Annotated in this window: 9 protein-coding genes; 2 read left to right on the top strand and 7 right to left on the bottom strand. The window is 76.5% G+C overall.

Annotated features, from left to right (window positions below; genetic code table 11):
- Positions 1–89: 89 nt before the first annotated feature.
- From ACFTZA_RS02895 to ACFTZA_RS02885, 3 genes are read right to left on the bottom strand one after another with little or no spacing between them, the layout of a single operon-like run.
- The gene (locus tag ACFTZA_RS02895) at positions 90–893 is read right to left on the bottom strand and encodes an MBL fold metallo-hydrolase (protein WP_378190543.1); all 804 of its coding nucleotides are present in this window, start codon (positions 891–893) and stop codon (positions 90–92) included.
- On the bottom strand, positions 890–3,286 hold the full coding sequence (locus ACFTZA_RS02890) for an alkaline phosphatase family protein (protein WP_378190541.1): 2,397 nt from the start codon (positions 3,284–3,286) through the stop codon (positions 890–892). The genes ACFTZA_RS02895 and ACFTZA_RS02890 overlap by 4 nt, the downstream gene beginning before the upstream one ends.
- A gap of 28 nt (positions 3,287–3,314) precedes the next feature.
- Positions 3,315–3,548 (bottom strand): DUF3046 domain-containing protein, encoded by a 234-nt coding sequence (locus ACFTZA_RS02885; protein WP_378190538.1) that lies wholly within the window; start codon positions 3,546–3,548, stop codon positions 3,315–3,317.
- 99 nt (positions 3,549–3,647) lie between these two features.
- On the opposite strand from ACFTZA_RS02885, the gene ACFTZA_RS02880 reads away from it, so the two are divergent.
- The gene (locus ACFTZA_RS02880; protein WP_378190536.1) at positions 3,648–8,750 is read left to right on the top strand and encodes a DEAD/DEAH box helicase; all 5,103 of its coding nucleotides are present in this window, start codon (positions 3,648–3,650) and stop codon (positions 8,748–8,750) included.
- A 17-nt stretch (positions 8,751–8,767) separates the two neighbouring features.
- On the top strand, positions 8,768–9,601 hold the full coding sequence (locus ACFTZA_RS02875) for a DNA-formamidopyrimidine glycosylase family protein (protein ID WP_378190534.1): 834 nt from the start codon (positions 8,768–8,770) through the stop codon (positions 9,599–9,601).
- A gap of 33 nt (positions 9,602–9,634) precedes the next feature.
- Here ACFTZA_RS02875 and ACFTZA_RS02870 read toward each other — a convergent pair whose 3' ends face one another.
- The 4 genes from ACFTZA_RS02870 to ACFTZA_RS02855 all read right to left on the bottom strand — a co-directional run bounded on the left by ACFTZA_RS02870 (position 9,635) and on the right by ACFTZA_RS02855 (position 14,259).
- A complete protein-coding gene (locus ACFTZA_RS02870) occupies positions 9,635–9,976 on the bottom strand; it encodes a helix-turn-helix domain-containing protein (protein WP_378190533.1) in 342 nt (113 codons plus the stop codon).
- 365 nt (positions 9,977–10,341) lie between these two features.
- Positions 10,342–10,860 carry a CinA family protein gene (locus tag ACFTZA_RS02865; RefSeq protein ID WP_378190531.1) on the bottom strand — a complete coding sequence of 173 codons (519 nt, stop codon included), beginning with the start codon at positions 10,858–10,860 and terminating at the stop codon, positions 10,342–10,344.
- Positions 10,857–11,480, bottom strand: coding sequence for a CDP-diacylglycerol--glycerol-3-phosphate 3-phosphatidyltransferase (gene pgsA, locus ACFTZA_RS02860; RefSeq protein ID WP_378190529.1), 624 nt, complete (start codon positions 11,478–11,480; stop codon positions 10,857–10,859). The genes ACFTZA_RS02865 and pgsA overlap by 4 nt, the downstream gene beginning before the upstream one ends.
- Before the next feature lie 61 nt (positions 11,481–11,541).
- Positions 11,542–14,259 carry a DNA translocase FtsK 4TM domain-containing protein gene (locus tag ACFTZA_RS02855; RefSeq protein WP_378190527.1) on the bottom strand — a complete coding sequence of 906 codons (2,718 nt, stop codon included), beginning with the start codon at positions 14,257–14,259 and terminating at the stop codon, positions 11,542–11,544.
- Positions 14,260–14,479: the final 220 nt, after the last annotated feature.

The raw sequence follows: 14,479 nt of genomic DNA, 5'->3' as shown, positions 1-14,479 counted from the left end.
ACGGGCCGCCGCAGCGGGTTGCTGTGGAGAACTCTAGCCGAACACCTGTTCGACTCCGGCGGCACCGACCGGCTCCGGGCGTGTCGCCGTCATCCCGTCGACCACGACTCCCCGGGCCGCAGCACGACGACCTGCGTGCGCGGCGCCTCGCGGTGCGCCGCTGCGCGGAACGCGGCGCCCGCGTGGTCCATCCAGCCGCGCGGCAGGTGCCGGCCGCCGGGCGCGTGGAGCGTGCCCCAGTGCACCGGGACCGCCACGCCCACCCCCACCTGCGCGCACACGCGCGCGGCCTGCACGGGGCCGAGGTGGCCGCCCGACAGGCGCGGTCCCCAGCCGCCGACCGGCACGAGCGCGACGTCGACCGGTCCGCCGGCGAGCCGCGGCAGCCGCGCCATCCCCCGGTACTGCTCGGTGTCGCCCACCACCCAGATCCGGAGCCCGGCGCCGGGCTCCCCCGGGACGCGGAGCCGCACGAGGTGACCGTTCGCGGCGTTCGGGCGGTGCGGCATGGGCCGGTGCCCGTGCACCGCGTGGACGAGCCGCACCTCGACCGCCGCCTCCTGGTCGCCCCCCGCGTCCACCCGGTGCCACGCCTGCCCGAGACCCACCCCGCGCAGACCCTTCTCGCGCAGCCACCGCGCGTTCGCGGGCGCGGTGAGCACGGGCACGCCGTCCAGGAGGCGCAACGACCTCGGCTCCGCGTGGTCGTGGTGCAGGTGCGAGAGCAGCACCGCGTCGGCGTCGCGCCACACCTCCGCCGGTTGCGGGCCGCGGCGCCGCAGCAGCCCCGCGTGGCGGTGCAGGAGCGGGTCGGTGACGATCCGGGCGCTGGCGGGGCCCGCGACGTCGAGGACCACGGTCGAGTGCCCGAGCCACGTCACGTCCAGGCTCACCGGTCCCCCTCGCTCGTCAGCGCCTCGCCCGGGCGCGCCACCCCCGGGACCGTCTCGCCCGGCACCGCCCCGCCCGGGACCGCCTCGGGCGTCGGCGACGGCGCGCGCACCCCGAGGTCCTCGAGCCAGGCGACGAGCCGGCGGTGCACGGCCTCCGCGCCCACGAGGACCGGCTCGCCGTCCACCTCCTCGAGCTCGTCGTCGGGCACGTGCAGGTGCGCCGGACGGACGAGGACCGCGGCGTTCTGGGCGCCGCCCAGCCCGCCGTGCGAGCCGACCAGACCTTCGAACGCGTGCACCATGCCCACGTCGTCCACGCGGGAGACGAGGACGACGTCGCCCGCGTCGGGGAGCCGGGCGACGCGCAGGAGGTCGGGCACCGCGCGCGTCCCGTAGGGCGCGAGGGGGTCGCGGCCGTGGACCTCGCCCGTCACGAGGTCGTGCGTGCCGCCCGGGCCGTGCGCGACGACGGTGCCGGGCCGCCCCGCCGGGCGCTCGTGCACGATGACGACCCCGACCGCGGGGTTCTCGACCAGACCGGGCAGGAGCGCGGGCCAGCGGGCGCGGACCTCGTCCCCGGTGAGGCGTCGTGGGGTGCGCGGGAACCACACCATGCCGAGGTTGCCGGACCCGACGACCGCCACCTCGGGCAGCTCCTGCGCCTCTCCGCCCGCGTCCGCGTCGTGCCCGGCGGGCTCCGTGCGGTCGGTGCGGTCCGTGCGGCCGGTGCGGCCGGTGCGCTCGGTGCGGTCGGGGCCGACGACCATCCGGCCCGCCTCGTCGGCGCGTCCGTCACCGCTCCGCAGGGCGTGCAGGGCCGCGTTCGCCGGTCCCCACTCCTCGGTGTCCGGGGCCGTGGCCCGACGTCGCGCGTGGGCGCGGGAGGTCGCCCCGCGCGGGTGTGCGCCGTCGGACCCGTCGGCCGGCGCCGGGAGCGCCATGAGGCGACGCACCTCGGCGAGGAACGACCGGCCCACCACCTGCTCGAACGTCGCGCCGAGCGACTGCCCGTGGTCGGACAGCACGACGACCTCGTACCGGCGCGGGGCGACCGCGACCACCTGCTCCCAGAGACCGAGCACGCGGTCGAGCCCCTCGAGGGCCCGCAGCGCCTCGGGGCGCAGCGGGCCGGCGTGGTGGGCGATCTCGTCGTAGTCGACCAGGTCCACGCACACGACCGGGGTCCCGCGCACGAGCTGCTCGGCGACGAGGGTCGTGCCGAGGTCGCGCAGCACGACGTTCGTCACCGCGCGCAGCACCGGGTACCAGCCGAGCCGCGAGACACGCGGGCGCACGCCGCGCACCGCCTGCTGCCAGCCCTGGTACAGCTCCTTGACCAGCTCGCCGCTCGCGACCACGACCGCGCGCACGAGCACGAACGGGCTCGCGAAGAACCGCACGAACAGCTGCCCCGGCCCGAGCCCCGCCGACGCCCGGCTCATCACGAGCAGGGGTGTCGCCGCGTCGCCCGAGAACATCGTCGCGACCGCGGCGCCGCCGCCGGCGAGGAGGCCGGCGCCGTCGCTCGCCCGCGCCTCGACGGCGGCCGCGTCGGCCGGCCGGTTGGTGACGACGAGCCGGCCGAGGTCGCGCGACCACCACCGGAACGCCGGCACGTGCTCGGTCGTGCCGTGCAGGAGACCGAGGGTGCTCGCCGGCGTGGTCGCCGGCACCCTCGCCCACCACGAGGTGAGCCGGTGGCTCCCGCTGCCGAGCCAGCGCGCGAGCGTCGGGACGAGCCCCGCCTGCAGGGCGTAGTCCAGCGTGGGGCGGGCGACGCCGTCGAGCATCACGACGAGCAGGCCCGCCGGGCGTCCCGCGGGCCCAGGAGACGCGGGCTCCGGGGACCCGGGCTCCCGGGACGTGGGCTCCGGGGACGCGAGCTCCGGGGACCCGGGGGCCGGCGGGGCGGCACGCCCGGACGGGTCCGCGCCTGCTCGCGCGGCCTCCCGGCGCGCACGCCGCAGCAGGTCCCCGAGCACGTACTCGTTGTCGCTCGCCCCCACGAGCCAGCGCCCCACCGCCATCACGAGGCCCGCGAGCACGAGCACCACGAGCACCGCACCCCACGACGAGATCCGGAAGCCCGGCAGGTAGCCCAGGGCGGCCCCGGCGACGAGCACCTGCGCGGCGACGCCGGACACGAGCGCGCCGACGACGCCCAGGACGCGGGCGAGGCGGCGCAGAAGCGGCCGCAGGAGCACGTCCCCGACGCCCACCGCGAGCGCCGCGAGCAGGAGCGAGGCGGCCGTCGTGGCCTCGACGCCGGGCACGACCCACACCGCGACGCCCAGCCCGGCCCCGGTCGACACGAGCGACCACACCGCCCCGCGCACGTCGGCCGCCGTGACGACGGGGCCCGCCCGCCCGGTCGCGCGTCGTGCGTCGGTCATGGGCCCATGATGCGACGGCGCGTCGTGCTCAGCGCGCGGGCGGAGCCTGCCGGTGGTCGTCGTGGCCCCAGCGCCGTGCGTCGGGCACGTCGAGCGCGTCGCACAGCGCGTGCCAGACGACGCGCGGCTCGACGCCGTCCTCGACGGCCTGAGCGGCGGTGCGGTCGCCGAGCTCGGTGAGCACCTGGTCGCGCGCGAGGGTGCGCCCGTAGGCGTCGCCGAAGACCTCGTCGACCAGCTCCCAGAACTCGCGGTAGCGCACGGACCCAGCCTGCCACGTGCGCGGCGGTCGGGCGTCCGCGGGTTCGCCCTGGACGTCGGTGGCCGGGCGCGTGTGGGTGGTCGCGGCGAGAATGGCGCGGTGACGACCGCTCCGCGCGCCTCCTCGCCCGGCACGTCGCCCGGCACGGACGAGGGCGACCCGCTCGCGCGCTTCGCCGCGCCGACGCGCGCGTGGTTCTCGGGCGCCTTCGACGCCCCGACCGCCGCGCAGGCCGGGGCGTGGGACGCGGTCTCGGGCGACCGGCACGCCCTCGTGGTGGCGCCCACCGGGTCGGGCAAGACGCTCGCCGCGTTCCTGTGGTCGCTCGACCGCATCGTGACGACGCCGCTCCCGGAGCGCGAGCAGCGGCTGCGCGTGGTGTACGTCTCCCCCCTCAAGGCCCTCGCCGCGGACGTGGAGCGCAACCTCCGCTCCCCGCTCGCGGGCATCCGCCAGGCCGCGGTCCGGCTCGGTCAGGACGTGCCGGACGTCGTGGTCGGCACGCGCACCGGCGACACGCCCACGAGCGAGCGCCGCCGCCTCGCGACCCACCCGCCGGACATCCTCATCACGACGCCGGAGTCGCTGTTCCTCGTGCTCACGTCGCAGGCGCGCGCGGGGCTCGTCGGGGTCGAGACCGTGATCGTCGACGAGATCCACGCCGTGGCGGGGACGAAGCGGGGCGCGCACCTCGCGGTGTCGCTCGAGCGGCTCGACGCGTTCCTCGAGGCGCACGAGCGCCCGCCCGCGCAGCGCGTCGGCCTGTCGGCGACCGTGCGGCCCGTCGAGGCGGTCGCGACGTTCCTCGGCGGCAACCGCCCGGAGCCCGACGGCGGGCGCGAGGTCGTCGTGGTGCAGCCGCCGGCCACGAAGCGCATCGAGGTGGACGTCGTCGTCCCGGTCCCGGACCTCGCGGACCTGTCGGCGCCGGTCCCCGGCGCGTCGGCGGGCCCGGCGTCGGGCACCGGTCCGGGAGCACCGGGCGCGACGACGGTCGGCCCGGAGTCGCTGCCCGGGCTCGTCCCGCTCCCGCCCGGCGAGCGGGACCTGTCGGGCCCCGCGACGTCCCGGCCCACCGGGTCGGAGTCGGCGCGCCCGGCCCGGCCGTCCGTGTGGCCGCACGTGGAGGAACGCGTCGTCGACCTCGTCTCCGACCACCGCTCGACGCTCGTGTTCACCAACTCGCGCCGCGGGGCGGAGCGGCTCACCGCGCGGATGAACGAGCTGTGGGCCGAGCGCCAGGGCGAGGACGTGCTCGACCCGGCGACGGTCACGGCCGCCCAGGTCCAGGCGCAGTCCGGCGCGAGCTCCGGCGTCGAGCCCGTCATCGCGCGGGCGCACCACGGGTCCATGAGCCGCGCGGAGCGCACCCGCACCGAGACCGAGCTCAAGGACGGGCGCCTGCCCGCGGTCGTCGCGACGTCGAGCCTCGAGCTCGGCATCGACATGGGCGCCGTCGACCTCGTCGTGCAGGTCGGCGCGCCGCCGTCGGTGGCGTCGGGGCTGCAGCGCATCGGCCGCGCCGGCCACCAGGTGGGCGCCGTCTCGCACGGCGTCGTGTTCCCGACCCACCGCGGGGACCTCGTGCCGTCGGCGGTCGTCGCGGAGCGCATGCGCACCGGCGGCATCGAGGAGCTGCACGTGCTCTCCAACCCGCTCGACGTGCTCGCGCAGCAGGTCGTGGCGATGGTCGCGGTGGACGCCTGGACGGTCGACGAGCTCGCCGCGGTGGTGCGGCGCAGCGCGCCGTACGCGCACCTCGGCGACGCGTCGCTGCACGCGGTGCTCGACATGCTCGCGGGGCGCTACCCCAGCGAGGACTTCGGCGAGCTGCGCGCCCGCATCGTGTGGGACCGCGCGTCCGGCCGGCTCACGGGGCGTCCGGGCGCGCTACGCCTCGCGGCGACGAGCGGCGGCACGATCCCCGACCGGGGGCTGTACGGCGTCTTCCTCGCGACCGACGCCGCCGCCACGGGTGTCGCCGAGGGCGCGGACGGTGACGGGACCGCCCGCGAGCGTGCGCCGCGCGGCGGCAAGCGCGTCGGCGAGCTCGACGAGGAGATGGTCTACGAGTCGCGCGTCGGCGACACGTTCACCCTCGGGTCGAGCACGTGGCGCATCGAGGACATCACGCCCGACCGCGTGCTCGTCACGCCAGCGCCGGGCATCCCCGGGCGCCTGCCGTTCTGGAAGGGCGACTCCCCCGGCCGACCCGCCGAGCTCGGCCGCGCGCTCGGGGCGTGGGTGCGCGAGACCGACGCGCTCGTCGCGCGCGACGGCGACGCGGCGCGCGAGCGGCTCGCCCGCGCCGGGCTCGACGCCTGGGCCGCGGACAACCTCGTGGCGTACCTGGACGAGCAGCGCGCGGCGACGGGCCGCGTGCCGGACGACCGCACCGTCGTCGTCGAGCGGTTCCGCGACGAGCTGGGCGACTGGCGCGTCGTCGTGCACTCGCCGTTCGGCGCGAAGGTGCACGCGCCGTGGGCGCTCGTGCTCGCCGCGCGGCTGCGCGAGCGGTACGGGGTCGACGCCGCGGCGATGCACGCGGACGACGGGATCGTCCTGCGCCTGCCGGACACGGGCGACTCGTGGCTCGACGCGGCCCCGGCGGAGGCCGACGGCGCCTCGCGCGCCGGCGGGGACGTCCCGGTGCCGGTCGAGGACCTGCTCGTCGACGCCGACGAGGTGCTCGACGCGGTGCGCACCGAGCTCGGCGGGTCCGTGATGTTCGCGTCCCGCTTCCGGGAGGCCGCCGCCCGGGCGCTCCTGCTGCCCCGCCGCCGCCCGGACCGGCGCCAGCCGCTGTGGCAGCAGCGCCAGCGCTCGGCGCAGCTCCTCTCGGTCGCGTCCGAGTACCCTGAGTTCCCCATCGTGCTCGAGGCGGCGCGCGAGTGCCTGCAGGACGACTTCGACGTCGCCGCGCTCGCCGAGCTCATGCGCGACCTGGAGCACGGCCGCGTCCGCCTCGTCGAGGTGACGACGCCGACGCCGTCGCCGTTCGCCCAGTCGCTGCTGTTCGGGTACACCGCACAGTTCCTCTACGACGGCGACGCGCCGCTCGCCGAGCGCCGCGCGGCCGCGCTCTCGCTCGACCCGACCCTGCTCGCCGAGCTGCTCGGCGGCGACGGCGCCAGCGCCCAGCTCGCCGACCTGCTCGACCCCGCGGCGATCGAGCGCACCGAGGGCGAGCTCGGGGCGCTCGTGCCCGAACGCCAGGCGCGCCACGCCGAGGACCTGTGGGACGTCCTGCGCCGGCTCGGACCGCTCACGGTCGACGAGCTCGCGGCGCGCACCCGGGCGGACGTGCGGGTCGCGGTCGGCGAGTGGCTGCGCGAGCTGGAGTCCGCCCGCCGCGTCATCGCCGTGCGGCTCGCCGGCGTGCCCGAGGAGTGCGCCCGGCAGTGGGCGGTCGTCGAGGACGCCGGCCGCCTGCGCGACGCGCTCGGGGTCGCGCTGCCGGTCGGCATCCCCGAGGTGTTCACCGAGCCCGTGCCCGACCCCCTCGGCGACCTCGTGCGGCGGCACGCGCGCACGCGCGGCCCGTTCACGGCCCACGACCTGGCCGCGCGTCTGGGCCTCGGCGTCGCGGTGGTGCTCCACGCGCTCGAGCGGCTGGAGGCCGCCCGGCTGGTCGTGCGCGGCCGTCTGCGGCCCGAGTCGCTCGGCGGGACCGGGGACGACTGGTGCGACGCCGAGGTGCTGCGCGTGCTGCGACGGCGCTCGCTCGCGGCGCTGCGCGCGGAGGTCGAGCCGGTGCCGTCCGAGACGCTCGGGGTGTTCCTCCCGCGCTGGCAGGCGTTGGGCGGGCTGCGCGGCGCGGACGGCGTGCTGCGGGTCGTCGAGCAGCTCTCGGGTGCGGCGGTGCCCGCGTCGGCGCTCGAGACGCTCGTCCTCCCCGCCCGGGTCGCCGACTACACGCCCACGATGCTCGACGAGCTGACGACCGCGGGAGAGGTCGTGTGGTGCGGCCATGCGGCGCTGCCCGGCTCGGGAGGCGGCGACGGCCTCGTCAGCCTGCACCTGGCCGAGTGGGCGCCGCTGACGCTCCCCGACGAGGCGCCGGTGCCGGACGGCGACCTGCCGCAGGCGCTGCTCGACCTCCTGCGCGGATCCGGCGGGTACTTCCTGCCCGCGCTCGCCGAGCGCGCCGGCGCCGACGTCGGCCCGACGCTCGACGCCCTGTGGGAGCTCGTGTGGTCCGGCCACGTGAGCAACGACGGCTTCGGCGCGCTGCGGTCGCGCCTCGGCTCGTCCGGCGGCGCGCACCGCGCGCCGCGCGCACCGAACCGCGCCCGCCCGATGGCTCGGTCGCGCTTCGCGGGGCTGCGGCCGCCGTCCACCCCCGACTCGACCCTGCGCGGCGGCGGAGGACGGTGGTCAGCGCTGCCCGCGCGCGAGCCCGACCCGACACGCCGCGCGCACGCCCTCGCCCGCGTCCTGCTGGACCGGCACGGCGTCCTGACGCGCGCGGTCGCGCCCGCCGAGGGCGTCGCGGGGTCGTTCCGGAACGTCTACCGCGTCCTGACCGAGCTCGAGGCGACGGGCGCCGCGCGGCGGGGGTACTTCGTCGAGCACCTCGGCGGGTCCCAGTTCGCCCTGCCGGGAGCGGTCGACCAGCTGCGCACCGACGGGCAGGACCGCGAGCGCGCGCTCGACGCGGGCCCCGGGGCCACCGCTCGCGGCGGCACGCGGCCGGGGACCCTCGTGCTGGCGGCCACCGATCCCGCCAACCCCTACGGCGCCGCCCTCGCGTGGCCGACACGCACCGCGGGCGGCGCTCGCGCGGCGCGACCGGTCGACGAGGGCGCGGCGGTCGGTGGTGCGGTGACCGGTGGTGCGGTGACCGGTGGTGCCGCGGGCCCGAGGGGGACAGGCCCGGCCGAGGACGGCGCCCGAGGGCACCGACCGGGACGCAAGGCGGGCGCGGTGGTGGTCCTCAGCGAAGGGGACCTCGCGCTGTACGTCGAGCGCGGCGGACGTTCGGTCCTGTCGTTCGTCGCCGGTCCCCGTCTCGTCGCCGCCTGCGCCGCTCTCGCCGACGCGGTGCGGGCCGGCCGGCTCGGCAAGGTCGTGGTCCAGCGGATCGACGGCGTCGACGCGCTCGCGGGTGCCGGCACGGCAAGCACGCCTGCCGACGAGACCGCCCGGGCGCTCGTCGAGGCCGGGTTCCGCCCCACGCCGCGCGGCCTGCGCGCCGCCTGAGCCGAGGAGCTGCACCCGTGCCCGAGGGCGACGTCGTACGTCTCACCGCGACCCGCCTCGACGAGGCGCTCACGGGCCGCGAGATCGTGCGCTCGGAGCTGCGCTGGCCGAGCGCGGCGGAGCACGACCTGGTGGGCCGGACGGTCACGTCCGTCGCCCCGTACGGCAAGCACCTGCTCGTGCGCTTCGACGACGGCTGGTCGCTGCACACGCACCTGCGGATGGAGGGCGAGTGGCACGTCGCCCGCACGGGCACGTCGTCCGCACGAGCCGCCGGGCCGACGGTGCGGGTCGTCCTCGCGAACTCGTGGTGGACGGCGATCGGCGTGCGGATCGGGATGCTCCACGTGCTGCGCACGACCGACGAGCACCGCATCGTCGGCCCTCTCGGCCCGGACGTCCTCGCCGACGACTTCCCCGAGCACGGCGTGCGCGAGGCCGTCGAACGTCTGCTCGCCGACGACGCCGCCGGCGGTCTCGGGCCGCGGCACCGACCCGAGCGGGTCGCGACGGGCGTCCCGCTCGCGGAAGCTCTGCTGGACCAGCACACGGTCGCGGGGCTCGGCACGATCTGGACGGCCGAGCCGCTGCACGCCCTGAAGATCTGGCCATGGACGCCGGTGCGGGAAGTTCCCGACCTCGCGGACGTCCTGCTCACCGCACGCCGCCTCATGCAGCACAGCGTGCAGCACGGCTTCGCGCGCCGGTCCGGCTACGCGCGGCACGTCCACGGACGCGAAGGACGGGCGTGCCATCGCTGCGGCACGCCCGTCGAGGTCGGTCGGGCGAACGAACCGCCCTACGACCGGCCGATCTTCTACTGTCCTGCGTGCCAGCGGCCGCCTGCCTGACGAGCGGCCACCGGCGTCGGGCGACGACCCGCGTCAGCCGACCGGCTGCAGGTCCTCGCGCCGCGTCGTCCCCTCGGGGTTCTGACGCCCGAGCACGGCCGTCGCGAAGTCCGCGGGGATCGTGTCCGGGATGAGCAGGCCCTCGGCCACGGCGACCCGGTCGCTGACCTCGCGCAGCACCAGGGACATCGGGACGTCGAGCGCCTCGCAGATTGAGCCGAGGAGCTCGGACGACGCTTCCTTCTGACCGCGCTCGACCTCGCTGAGGTATCCGAGCGAGACGCGTGCGGCGGAGGACACCTCTCGCAGGGTGCGCCCCTGACGCTGGCGAGCGTCTCGCAGCACGTCCCCGATCTCTCGTCGAAGAACAATCATCTGGCGACCCCCTTCCGTGTCCTGTGCGCTGGCGGGAGCCGGCCGGGCTGCCACCTGGGTGCGCGAACTCTTGCTGGAACTGCTGTTCGTGCTGGTACTGCCGTTCTTGCTGTTGCTGCTGCTACTGCGGCCCCCGACGGCGGGGGTCGTCCTACCGTACCCCGACGCCGCGCCGCTCACGTTCCCGGGACGGCGACCGGGACGTCCCTGCGCGGCGTCGACTCGTCCCACCGGCCTGGTGGCGGTCCTGTTGGCGATCACGTGCTGTCCAACGCCCTCGCGCGGGGGGTTGTTCCCGTGCCGCGCGTGCGAGCATCCTGCTGCGCAGGTGTCCACGAACCCTCCACGCGACGCGCGCGACGGCGTCACGCGCTCGGGCCCGCACCGCCGTCCTCGCCGCCGTCCTCGTCGTCCTCGTCGTCCTCCACGAGCCGCAGGGCGAGCACCAGCGCGGCGTGCGCGCTCGCGCGCCGCACCGCGTCCCGGCCGCCCGGGAGGTGGAGCGTGCGCCCGGCCGTGCTCTCCGGGGTGCGCACCGCGACGTGGACCAGCCCCGGCGGGTGCCCGTCCTGGGGGTCCGGGCCGGCGACACCGGTGGTCGCGACGCCCACGTCGGCGTGCAGGACGCGCACGACGCCCGCGGCCATCTGCGCCGCGACGTCGGGATCCACCGCGCCGCGCCGCACGAGCAGCTCCGGGTCGACCCCGAGGACCGACGCCTTGAGGTCCGTCGCGTAGGCGACCACGCCCCCGCGCAGGACCCGCGACGCCCCGGGGACGTCGACCAGGGACGCGGCGACGAGGCCTCCGGTGAGCGACTCGGCCACGCCGATCGTCCACCCGCGGCGCGCGAGGGTCTCGACCAGGCGCGCAGCCGGCGTCACGGCGTGCGCGGCCCGCCCGCGGTGCGCCCCGTGACCTCCTCGGCGCGCAGCGCGCGCCGGCGCAGCCGCCACCCCTGGTAGGCGTACTCGACGCCCGTCACCACCGTGACGACGACGGCCGCCGCGAGCACGACCCAGGCCACGATCCCGACCCAGCCAGGCAGGTGCGACAGCGGGAGGAGGAAGAGCGTGATCGCGACCGACTGCAGGACCGTCTTGAGCTTGCCCCCGCGCGACGCCGGCATCACGGCGTACTTGAGCACCGCCAGGCGCATGAGCGTGATGCCGAGCTCGCGCGCGAGGATGACGACCGGGACCCACCACGGGAGCTCGCCCAGCGGCCAGGCGAGGAGCACGAGCGCCGTGCCGACGAGCAGCTTGTCCGCGATCGGGTCGAGCAGCTTGCCGAGGTCGGTGACGAGGTCGTAGCGCCGGGCGAGGTAGCCGTCGAGGCGGTCGGACATCGCCGCGAGCGCGAAGACCCCGGTCGCGACGAGCCGCCACGTGACCGACTCCCCGCCGTCGACGAGGAGCGTCCACGCGAAGACCGGGACGAGCAGGATCCGCACCATGGTGACGACGTTCGCGGAGTTCCATGGGGACGGGACGGCGGTGACCACGCATCCAGCCTAGGGGGTGACCCCGGGTGCGCTCGTCACGAGCCACCCGGGGCGCCGGTCGTCAGCGCCAGCCGGACTCGACGTCCGCGCCGTCGTGGTACTCCTGCGCCGCGGCGGGCATGTGCCCGTCCGTGCCCTCGCCGTAGTCGTGCCCGCCGCCGTGGCCTGCCGGCGCGGCGGCGGCCGGGGACGCGTCGGCCTGGCCGTCGAACACCTCCTGGGCCGGCTCGCCGCGGATGAGCGCGAGCGCGGACGGGAGCTCCTCCGGCGTCACGAGGACCTCGCGCGCCTTGGACCCCTCGGACGGTCCCACGATCTCGCGCGACTCGAGGAGGTCCATGAGGCGCCCGGCCTTGGCGAACCCGACCCGCAGCTTGCGCTGGAGCATCGAGGTCGAGCCGAACTGCGAGGTCACCACGAGCTCGGCGGCCTGCAGGAGCAGGTCGAGGTCGTCACCGATGTCCTCGTCGATCTGCTTCTTCGCGGAGACCTGCGCGACGTCCTCGCGGTACACGGGCTTGAGCTGGGACTTCACGTGCTCGACGACCGCGTGCACCTCGGACTCCGACACCCACGCGCCCTGGACGCGCATCGGCTTGGCCGCGCCCATGGGCAGGAAGAGTGCGTCGCCCTGGCCGATGAGCTTCTCGGCGCCCGGCTGGTCGAGCACGACGCGCGAGTCGGCGAGCGACGACGTCGCGAACGCGAGCCGCGACGGCACGTTCGCCTTGATGAGCCCTGTGACGACGTCGACCGACGGCCGCTGGGTGGCGAGCACGAGGTGGATGCCCGCGGCGCGCGCGAGCTGCGTGATGCGCTGGATCGACGCCTCGACGTCGCGCGGTGCGACCATCATGAGGTCGGCCAGCTCGTCGACGACCACGAGCAGGTACGGGTACGTGGCGATCTTGCGCTCGGACCCCGGCAGCGGCTTGACCTTGCCGGAGCGCACCGCCGCGTTGAAGTCGTCGATGTGCTTGTACCCGAACGCCGCGAGGTCGTCGTAGCGCGCGTCCATCTCGCGCACGACCCACTCGAGCGCCTCGGCGGCCTTCTTCGGGTTCGTGATGATCGGCGTGATGAGGTGCGGGATGCCCTCGTAGATCGTCAGCTCGACGCGCTTGGGGTCGACGAGCACGAGCCGCACCTGCTCCGGCGTGGACCGCATGAGGATCGACGTGATCATCGAGTTGATGAAGCTGGACTTTCCCGCGCCGGTGGCGCCCGCGACGAGGATGTGCGGCATCTTGGCGAGGTTCGCGACGACGTAGCCGCCCTCGACGTCCTTGCCGACGCCCATCACCATCGGGTGCTCGGTGCGGCGTGCCGCCGACGAGCGCAGAACGTCGCCGAGCACGACCGTCTCACGGTCGGTGTTCGGGATCTCGATGCCGATCGCGGACTTGCCGGGGATGGGCGCGAGGATGCGCACGTCCGCGCTCGCCACGGCGTACGCGATGTTGTTCGACAGCGACGTGATGCGCTCGACCTTGACCTTGGGGCCGACCTCGACCTCGTAGCGCGTGACCGTCGGGCCGCGCGTGAAGCCCGTGACCTTCGCGTCGATCTCGAACTGCTCGAACGTCTGCGTGAGGGCGTCCACCACACGGTCGTTCGCCGCGGACCGGACCTTGTGGGGGGCGCCCTTGACGAGCGAGTCCTCGTTCGGCAGGAGGTAGACCGTGTCGCCCTCGAGCATGGGCTGCACGCCGCGCGGCACGGGGGTGTTCGGCGGCGGGGGGACCGGCGCGGTCCCGGCCTGGTCGTCGGGGGTGGCCGCGACCGCACCGAGCCCGGCGGCCGCGGTGTCCTGGGCCGCCCCTCCCCCGAGGGCCGGCACGACCTCGGTCGGCCCGGTGGCCGCTCCTGCGGTCGGCCCGGCGGTGGTCGGGGTCCACGAGGGCTCCGCGGAGGCGGGGGCGTCCCCGGACCGGCGGTTGCGCTGCCGACGCGGGCCGCCGTCCTCGTGGTCGAGGAACGCCGCGGTCTCGAACGCCTCGTCTCCCGCGAAGCCGCCCTCGGGGCGCTCCAGCTCCGCCGCCTCGGCGGCGCGCTGAGCCTTGGTCTTGCGCGGCTTGCGTCCGCGGCGGCGGCCGCCCGTCTCCTCCTCGGTGCCGTCGTGGCGCGACACGCCCTCGGCGAGCGCGAGCCCGTCCGCGTCGTCCGCGACGTCGTCCGCGTCGCCGCGGTGGTTGCCGGTGAGCGTGTCGTACACCGCCTGCAGCCTGCTCGGGATGCGGTGCACGGGCGTGGCCGTCACGACGAGGAGCCCGAAGAAGCCGAGCAGGAGGAAGATCGGCACGGCGAACCACTCGGTGAGCCCCGTGGCGACCGGCGTCGCGACCAGGTAGCCGATGATCCCGCCCGCGTCCTGCACCGCGGCGAAGCCGTCGCGCGGGGCCGGCAGGTCCTCCGCCAGGTGGACGAGCGAGCAGACCGACACGACGATGAGCGTGAGCCCGATCGCGACGCGCGAGTTCGCCTGCGCGCGCTCGGGGTGACGCATGATCCGTACCGCGAGCCACAGCAGGAGCACGGGGACGGCGACGCCCGCCAGGCCGAACGTGCCCGCGACGACGCCGTGCACGGCCGTGCCGAAGTCGCCGGAGATGCCCCACCACTCGCGCGCCGCGACGACCACCGCGAGGGCGAGCAGGAGGAACGCGACGCCGTCGCGCCGGTGTGCGGGGTCCAGGTCCTTCGCTCCCTTGCCGATCGTCCGTGTCAGCGCCCCGACGCCGTGCGCCGCGCCGAGCCACGTCCCGCGCACGGCACGCACGGGCCACGGCGGACGCGCTGCGGGCCCGCGGGCGGGCGCCCGCTTGGTGGTCGACGACGCCGGACGGGCACCGCCTGCGCGCGACGAGCCGCGGGCCGCCTGCGTACCGCCGCGCGCCGTCCTGGGCGCAGCCGTGCGGTTGCTCGCGGTCCGACGTGCCTGAGGGGGCGTGCGGGTCGCCATAGTGGTCCTAACCTACCCGGGAGGGACGACGCCGGCG

It is taken from the genome of Cellulosimicrobium sp. NPDC057127 (genome assembly GCF_042670945.1).
Lineage (GTDB): Bacteria > Actinomycetota > Actinomycetes > Actinomycetales > Cellulomonadaceae > Cellulosimicrobium.
This window is presented reverse-complemented; position numbering and strand designations above follow the sequence as displayed.